Origin of the sequence: Shigella sp. FJ200513, assembly GCF_040495915.1 — a bacterium.
Lineage (GTDB): Bacteria > Pseudomonadota > Gammaproteobacteria > Enterobacterales > Enterobacteriaceae > ECMA0423.
On sequence record NZ_JBDYCV010000146.1, the window covers coordinates 1 to 7340 of the forward strand.

Here is a 7340-nt window from a genome sequence, read left to right on the forward strand (position 1 = left end):
CCACAGCAGTAAGACTTCCTTCCTGGTATTGCTTACGCCAGAGAAATAACTGGCTGGCTGCTACACCATGTTGCCGGTTTTCGTATGCAGTGTCTATGCGACAGACACTGCGCTCTTAGCATGGGGCAGGGAATAACCAGGCTATTTCTCCATGCACAGGCCAATTATGAAAGAGGAGAGGCTTAAGTTCTTGAACCCTGAACGAATAACGACTACCAGAAAAGCACTTCGCATCACTCAGACATGATTTAACATAATATACATTATGCGTAGTAATATTGTAGTAGCTAAATTGAGATGTCCGTCTCTGACTAAATAGACATGTCCGCGCTACAGTCTCACCACAGCGATCACTGCTTTCAAAGGATGGGACTCATGACGGCATACGGAACGGAGTAATCGGCAACTGATGCCGGGCCTCGCTGAGCGTGCACTGCTTATTATCCGTGAACGTGCCGCCAAGAACCGCGGTTTGTGCCGGACGCACAACGCCTAACCCAAGGCAACCAAGCTGCACGTCGCCTCCTCCAACGACCACCAGAGTGCCCGCCTTCAGACCGCAGAGTTCCGCCGCTTGTGAACTTACCACGCCCAGCAATGTGCCGGTTTCTTTGACAGGAGAAAGAATATCGGCACGCAGGCCAGCCATATCCAGCAATGCAGGTTTCCAGGCACGGGTGGTTAGATCAAGAAGTCCCGTGGTGCCAGCGTTAGAGGGATCCACCGCCAGTTCGCCGCTGAGCATATAGGCCAGCCAGTCGCTGATCATGGTGATGGTTGATGCCTGACGGTAAATATCGGAACGATGGTGCGCCAGCCAAAGTAATCTGGGGATGGCACTTAAAGCCAGTGTTTGTCCGGTCGCTCGATAAACTTCGTTTTCAAAGGTATTGTTGTGCAGTTCTTTAAGTTCGCTAACTTCGCGTGCCGCTCTGGCATCCACATTGGCGCAGGCCCAGATCGGTGTTCCTTCATTGTTATATAAAACAATGCCTTCACGCATAGAACATGCCGAAACGGCAGCGATATACTCCGGGTCTATGCCGGCGTTGTGCAGCGCCTGCCGCATACACTCACACGCCAGTTGCCAGTTTTTGTTGAGATCAAATTCCATAGAACCAGGAACGTCCGGTACTGCCAGATGCCGCCACTCCGCCTGTCCCACTGCTATTTGATTGCCTTCCAGGTCGAATATCACAGCCCGAATACTTCCGGTGCCTGCATCCAGCGCCATCAGGTAGTACTTTGATTCTGAAGGGGTAAAGAGTCGAGCCATTAGATTATCCTCGGCTTATGCGTTCTGTCTGTTCCTCTATACGTTCTCCATCATTCCCGGTAATAAGGTCATGCAAATTTAACTACGTAAAATCGCCGCTGCTGTGTCCTGATCGGTAACCAGTGCGTTGATATAACCGCCTTTCATTGCAGCGGCAATTGCTTCAGCTTTATTTTCTCCCCCTGCCACGCCAACCCGGACGGGTATGGTCTTCAGCGCGCTTAAAGGTAAGCCAATCAGTTCGTTATGTATTTTGATATCCGTGACAACGTCACCTTTTGCATCAAAAAAGTAGCCTAAAATGTCGCCAACCGCCCCTTTTCGGCCAATCATTAACTGTTCGCCCTGGCTGATATAACCGGAGCGAATGATTGTCGCGTCGTCTTGTTGACTCACGGCTCCAATGCCGACAATCGCCACATCCGCTGCTTGCGCGGCTAGCAGAACATCTTTGACGCAATTTTCATTTTTTAGCGTACGGGCAATGTCAGCGGAGGATGCCCGCAACGGAGCCGGAATAATATTCACACTGCACGCCGCGTTAAGCTGCCCGATACCCGTCATATAAGAACCGACGCCACCGGAGAGCGTGACCAGGCGAATTTGCTGTGACGAAATAAAACCACTTAAGCGTTGCAGCGTATTCATGGTTGCCTCGCCAAAACCAATCGCCAGCATCTGTTGTGGTTGAAGTAAACTCATCAACATATGCGCCGCGCCTATCCCTAGTCGCCCGCCGACATCAGCATCCGCAAGCCCAGGGATCACCCGGACATGTTGCAGCGAAAACTGACGACGTAATTGAGTTTCATATTCCAGACAGCCTTCAAAGCGAGAATTAATCTGTACGCGAATAATGCCGGACTGATGCCCTTTCTCCAGCAAGCGCGACACTTTCAAACGGGTCAGGCCGAGACGATCGCTGATCTCGCTCTGGGTCAGCCCGTCGTGATAGTAAAACCACGCGATCCGCGCGACCTGTTCTTCTTCACACATTCCCTGTTCTGAAATTGCCGAATCGTTGATTGTCATAATTCATTCTTCACTTTGAACATATTTAAATCTTTAATGCAATTGTTCAGTTCTTGCGCATTTATATCTGTGATGGCAACCACAGTTTGACTCTACGAGCATGAACAAACGCAACCGTGAAAATCAAAATAGCATAAATTGTGATCTATTCGTCGGAAATATGTGCAATGTCCACCTAAGGTTATGAACAAATTAAAAGTAGAAATACATTTGTTCAAAACTCACCTGCAAAACTGAACGGGGGAAATATGCAAACGAGTGATACCCGCGCGTTACCGCTACTTTGCGCCCGCTCGGTTTATAAACAGTATTCAGGGGTCAATGTCCTGAAAGGCATCGATTTTACGTTGCATCAGGGGGAGGTCCACGCCCTGCTCGGCGGCAATGGTGCCGGTAAATCGACGTTAATGAAGATTATTGCCGGTATTACCCCTGCTGATAGCGGTACGCTGGAGATTGGGGGCAACAACTACGCCAGATTAACGCCAGTTCATGCTCATCAGCTGGGCATTTATCTCGTTCCCCAGGAACCGCTGCTTTTCCCAAGCCTGTCGATAAAAGAAAACATCCTGTTTGGGCTGGCAAAAAAACAGCTCTCCATGCAGAAAATGAAGAACTTGCTGGCGGCGCTGGGCTGCCAGTTTGATCTGCATAGTCTGGCAGGATCGCTGGATGTCGCCGATCGCCAAATGGTGGAAATCCTCCGCGGGCTGATGCGCGACTCGCGGATTCTGATCCTCGATGAACCTACCGCCTCGCTTACCCCTGCGGAAACCGAACGCTTGTTTAGTCGCTTGCAAGAGCTGCTTGCTACTGGCGTGGGTATTGTTTTTATCTCGCATAAGCTGCCGGAAATTCGCCAGATTGCCGATCGAATTAGCGTGATGCGCGACGGAACCATCGCCTTAAGCGGCAAAACCAGCGAACTGTCTACCGACGACATTATTCAGGCCATCACCCCAGCGGTACGGGAAAAATCGCTCTCTGCCAGCCAAAAATTATGGCTGGAGTTACCTGGTAACCGCCCACAACATGCCGTCGGAACGCCGGTGCTGACACTGGAAAATCTGACTGGCGAAGGCTTCAGGAATGTCAGCCTGACGCTCAATGCCGGAGAAATTCTGGGCCTGGCTGGGCTGGTGGGAGCCGGACGCACAGAACTGGCCGAGACGCTCTATGGTCTGCGTACTTTGCGTGGCGGACGCATTATGCTGAATGGTAAAGAGATCAATAAATTATCCACTGGAGAACGTTTACTGCGCGGTCTGGTTTATCTGCCGGAAGATCGCCAGTCATCCGGACTGAATCTCGATGCTTCGCTGGCCTGGAACGTCTGCGCCCTTACTCATAACCTTCGTGGATTCTGGGCGAAAACCGCGAAAGATAATGCCACCCTGGAACGTTATCGTCGGGCGCTGAATATTAAATTTAACCAACCGGAACAAGCTGCACGGACATTATCCGGTAGCAACCAGCAAAAAATCCTCATTGCCAAATGCCTGGAAGCTTCGCCGCAAGCATTGATTGTCGATGAGCCGACGCGCGGCGTGGATGTCTCGGCCCGTAATGATATCTACCAGCTGTTGCGCAGCATCGCCGCACAGAATGTGGCTGTGCTGTTTATCTCCTCTGATATGGAAGAGATCGAACTGATGGCAGATCGTGTGTATGTGATGCATCAGGGCGAAATTACCCACTCTGCACTGACCGGGCGCGATATTAATGTCGAGACTATTATGCGCGTTGCCTTCGGCGATAGTCAGCGTCAGGAGGCATCATGCTGAAGTTTATTCAGAACAACCGTGAAATCACGGCATTGCTGGCGGTGGTGCTGCTGTTTGTATTACCCGGTTTTCTCGACCGCCAGTATTTAAGTGTGCAAACGCTGACCATGGTTTATAGCAGCGCGCAAATCCTGATCCTGCTGGCAATGGGCGCGACGCTGGTAATGCTTACGCGCAATATTGATGTTTCAGTGGGTTCGATTACCGGAATGTGCGCGGTGCTGTTGGGGATGTTACTGAACGCAGGATATTCACTACCTGTTGCCTGTGTCGCGACTTTACTGCTTGGTTTGCTCGCGGGATTTTTCAACGGTGCCCTGGTCGCGTGGCTAAAGATCCCTGCCATTGTTGCCACCCTTGGCACGTTAGGGTTGTACAGAGGCATCATGTTGCTGTGGACTGGCGGTAAATGGATTGAAGGGTTACCCGCCGAACTGAAACAGCTCTCCGCCCCGCTGCTGCTTGGCATTTCAGCAATTGGTTGGTTGACGATAATTCTGGTGGCATTTATGGCCTGGCTGCTGGCGAAGACGGCGTTTGGACGCAGTTTTTATGCCACGGGCGATAATTTACAGGGCGCTCGTCAACTGGGCGTTCGTACGGAAGCCATTCGCATTGTGGCATTTTCGTTGAACGGCTGCATGGCGGCACTGGCGGGAATTGTGTTTGCTTCGCAGATTGGTTTTATCCTCAACCAGACCGGTACCGGGCTGGAGATGAAAGCAATTGCAGCCTGCGTGCTGGGCGGCATTAGTTTGCTCGGTGGTTCCGGTGCGATCATCGGTGCGGTACTCGGCGCATGGTTCCTGACGCAGATCGATAGCGTACTGGTGCTGTTGCGCATTCCGGCATGGTGGAATGATTTTATCGCGGGTCTGGTTCTGCTGGCGGTGCTGGTGTTTGATGGACGCCTGCGTTGTGCGCTGGAACGTAATCTACGGCGGCAAAAATATGCCCGCTTTATGACGCCACCGCCATCCGTTAAACCCGCTTCGTCAGGTAAAAAACGGGAGGCCGCATAATGCGTATTCGCTACGGTTGGGAACTGGCTCTTGCCGCACTGCTCGTTATTGAGATTGTCGCATTTGGTGCAATTAACCCGCGAATGTTAGATCTCAATATGTTGCTGTTCAGCACCAGTGACTTTATCTGCATTGGCATTGTCGCTCTACCGCTGACGATGGTGATTGTCAGTGGCGGGATCGATATTTCGTTTGGTTCGACCATCGGCCTCTGCGCCATTGCATTGGGCGTACTGTTTCAAAGTGGTGTGCCGATGCCGCTGGCGATACTCCTGACCTTACTGCTCGGCGCATTGTGCGGGCTGATCAACGCCGGATTAATTATCTATACCAAAGTTAACCCGCTGGTGATTACGCTTGGCACGCTGTATCTGTTTGCCGGAAGCGCTCTGCTGCTTTCCGGTATGGCCGGAGCGACGGGGTACGAAGGTATTGGTGGATTCCCGATGGCGTTTACAGATTTCGCTAACCTGGATGTGCTGGGACTCCCCGTTCCGCTGATTATCTTCCTGATATGTCTCCTCGTTTTCTGGCTCTGGCTGCATAAAACCCATGCCGGACGTAATGTGTTTTTGATTGGGCAAAGCCCGCGCGTGGCGCTTTATAGCGCGATTCCAGTTAACCGCACCTTATGTGCGCTCTATGCCATGACGGGGCTGGCGTCTGCGGTCGCCGCTGTGCTGCTGGTATCGTATTTTGGTTCAGCACGTTCCGATCTCGGTGCGTCGTTTCTGATGCCCGCCATCACCGCCGTGGTGCTTGGCGGGGCCAATATTTATGGTGGTTCCGGTTCCATTATCGGCACCGCCATTGCGGTTTTATTAGTGGGATATTTGCAGCAAGGTTTGCAAATGGCAGGAGTGCCAAATCAGGTGTCCAGCGCCCTTTCCGGTGCGCTGCTTATCGTCGTTGTCGTAGGTCGTTCCGTTAGCCTGCATCGCCAGCAAATTAAAGAGTGGCTGGCGCGTCGGGCCAATAACCCATTGCCATAAAGGATATCTTCATGACACTTCATCGCTTTAAGAAAATCGCCTTACTTAGCGCTCTTGGCATTGCCGCAATCTCTATGAATGTGCAGGCCGCAGAGCGTATTGCATTTATTCCCAAACTGGTTGGCGTGGGATTTTTTACCAGCGGTGGCAACGGCGCACAACAAGCGGGTAAAGAGCTGAGCGTTGATGTGACCTACGACGGGCCGACAGAACCCAGTGTTTCTGGTCAGGTACAGTTGATTAATAACTTCGTCAATCAAGGTTATAACGCCATTATTCGTTTCTGCGGTTTCGCCTGATGGCTTGTGTCCGGCACTGAAACGCGCCATGCAACGTGGTGTGAGAGTGCTGACCTGGGACTCTGATACTAAACCGGAGTGCCGCTCTTACTACATTAATCAGGGAACGCCCGCCCAGTTGGGAGGTATGTTGGTGGATATGGCGGCGCGTCAGGTGAATAAAGACAAAGCCAAAGTCGCGTTTTTCTACTCAAGCCCCACCGTTACGGACCAAAACCAGTGGGTGAAAGAAGCGAAAGCGAAAATCGCCAAAGAGCATCCAGGCTGGGAAATTGTCACTACGCAGTTTGGCTATAACGATGCCACTAAATCGTTACAAACCGCAGAAGGAATATTAAAAGCGTATAGCGATCTCGACGCCATTATCGCCCCCGATGCCAACGCCCTGCCCGCTGCCGCACAAGCCGCAGAAAACCTGAAAAATGACAAAGTAGCGATTGTCGGATTCAGTACGCCAAATGTGATGCGCCCGTATGTAGAGCGCGGCACGGTGAAAGAATTTGGACTGTGGGATGTGGTTCAGCAAGGCAAAATTTCAGTGTATGTCGCGGATGTATTATTGAAAAAAGGATCAATGAAAACGGGCGACAAGCTGGATATCCAGGGCGTAGGTCAGGTTGAAGTCTCGCCAAACAGCGTTCAGGGCTATGACTACGAAGCGGATGGTAATGGCATCGTACTGTTACCGGAGCGCGTGATATTCAACAAAGAGAATATCGGCAAATACGATTTCTGATGTGCATTACTTAACCGGAGTAAGTTATGGCAGATTTAGACGATATTAAAGATGGTAAAGATTTTCGTACCGATCAACCGCAACAAAATATCCCTTTTACCCTGAAAGGTTGCGGTGCGCTGGTAGACTGGCCCCCTGAATCTCCAGACAACCAGTATCACTTATTTAAGTGATAGTCTTAATACTAGTTTTTAGACTA

Annotated in this window: 4 protein-coding genes and 4 pseudogenes; 5 read left to right on the plus strand and 3 right to left on the minus strand. The window is 51.2% G+C overall.

From position 1 onward, the window contains the following. The 3 genes and pseudogenes from ABZJ92_RS19675 to lsrR all read right to left on the minus strand — a co-directional run. A pseudogene (locus ABZJ92_RS19675) lies at positions 1–76 on the minus strand (transposase); the annotation flags it as partial. A gap of 372 nt (positions 77–448) precedes the next feature. Continuing rightward, positions 449–1276: pseudogene (locus tag ABZJ92_RS19680) on the minus strand (FGGY family carbohydrate kinase); the annotation flags it as partial. Between the two features lie 78 nt (positions 1277–1354). Beyond that, positions 1355–2308, minus strand: a complete 954-nt coding sequence (lsrR, locus tag ABZJ92_RS19685; protein WP_000154339.1) for a transcriptional regulator LsrR — start codon at positions 2306–2308, stop codon at positions 1355–1357. Positions 2309–2556: 248 nt separating this feature from the next. Between lsrR and lsrA the strand changes: the two genes are divergently transcribed. The 5 genes and pseudogenes from lsrA to ABZJ92_RS19710 all read left to right on the plus strand — a co-directional run. After that, positions 2557–4092, plus strand: coding sequence for an autoinducer 2 ABC transporter ATP-binding protein LsrA (lsrA, locus tag ABZJ92_RS19690; protein ID WP_001194865.1), 1536 nt, complete (start codon positions 2557–2559; stop codon positions 4090–4092). Next, on the plus strand, positions 4086–5114 hold the full coding sequence (lsrC, locus tag ABZJ92_RS19695) for an autoinducer 2 ABC transporter permease LsrC (protein WP_000911160.1): 1029 nt from the start codon (positions 4086–4088) through the stop codon (positions 5112–5114). The genes lsrA and lsrC overlap by 7 nt, the downstream gene beginning before the upstream one ends. Continuing rightward, positions 5114–6106 carry an autoinducer 2 ABC transporter permease LsrD gene (gene lsrD, locus ABZJ92_RS19700; protein ID WP_001222721.1) on the plus strand — a complete coding sequence of 331 codons (993 nt, stop codon included), beginning with the start codon at positions 5114–5116 and terminating at the stop codon, positions 6104–6106. The genes lsrC and lsrD overlap by 1 nt, the downstream gene beginning before the upstream one ends. A gap of 11 nt (positions 6107–6117) precedes the next feature. Continuing rightward, positions 6118–7141 (plus strand): annotated as a pseudogene (lsrB, locus tag ABZJ92_RS19705) (autoinducer 2 ABC transporter substrate-binding protein LsrB). 26 nt (positions 7142–7167) lie between these two features. Beyond that, positions 7168–7284 (plus strand): annotated as a pseudogene (locus tag ABZJ92_RS19710) (3-hydroxy-5-phosphonooxypentane-2,4-dione thiolase LsrF); the annotation flags it as partial. Positions 7285–7340: the final 56 nt, after the last annotated feature.

Coding starts and splice junctions, on each gene's coding strand:
- lsrA (WP_001194865.1), top strand. CDS start 2,557: ATGCAAACGAGTGATACCCGCGCGTTACCGCTACTTTGCGCCCGCTCG.
- lsrD (WP_001222721.1), top strand. CDS start 5,114: ATGCGTATTCGCTACGGTTGGGAACTGGCTCTTGCCGCACTGCTCGTT.
- lsrC (WP_000911160.1), top strand. CDS start 4,086: ATGCTGAAGTTTATTCAGAACAACCGTGAAATCACGGCATTGCTGGCG.
- lsrR (WP_000154339.1), bottom strand. CDS start 2,308: ATGACAATCAACGATTCGGCAATTTCAGAACAGGGAATGTGTGAAGAA.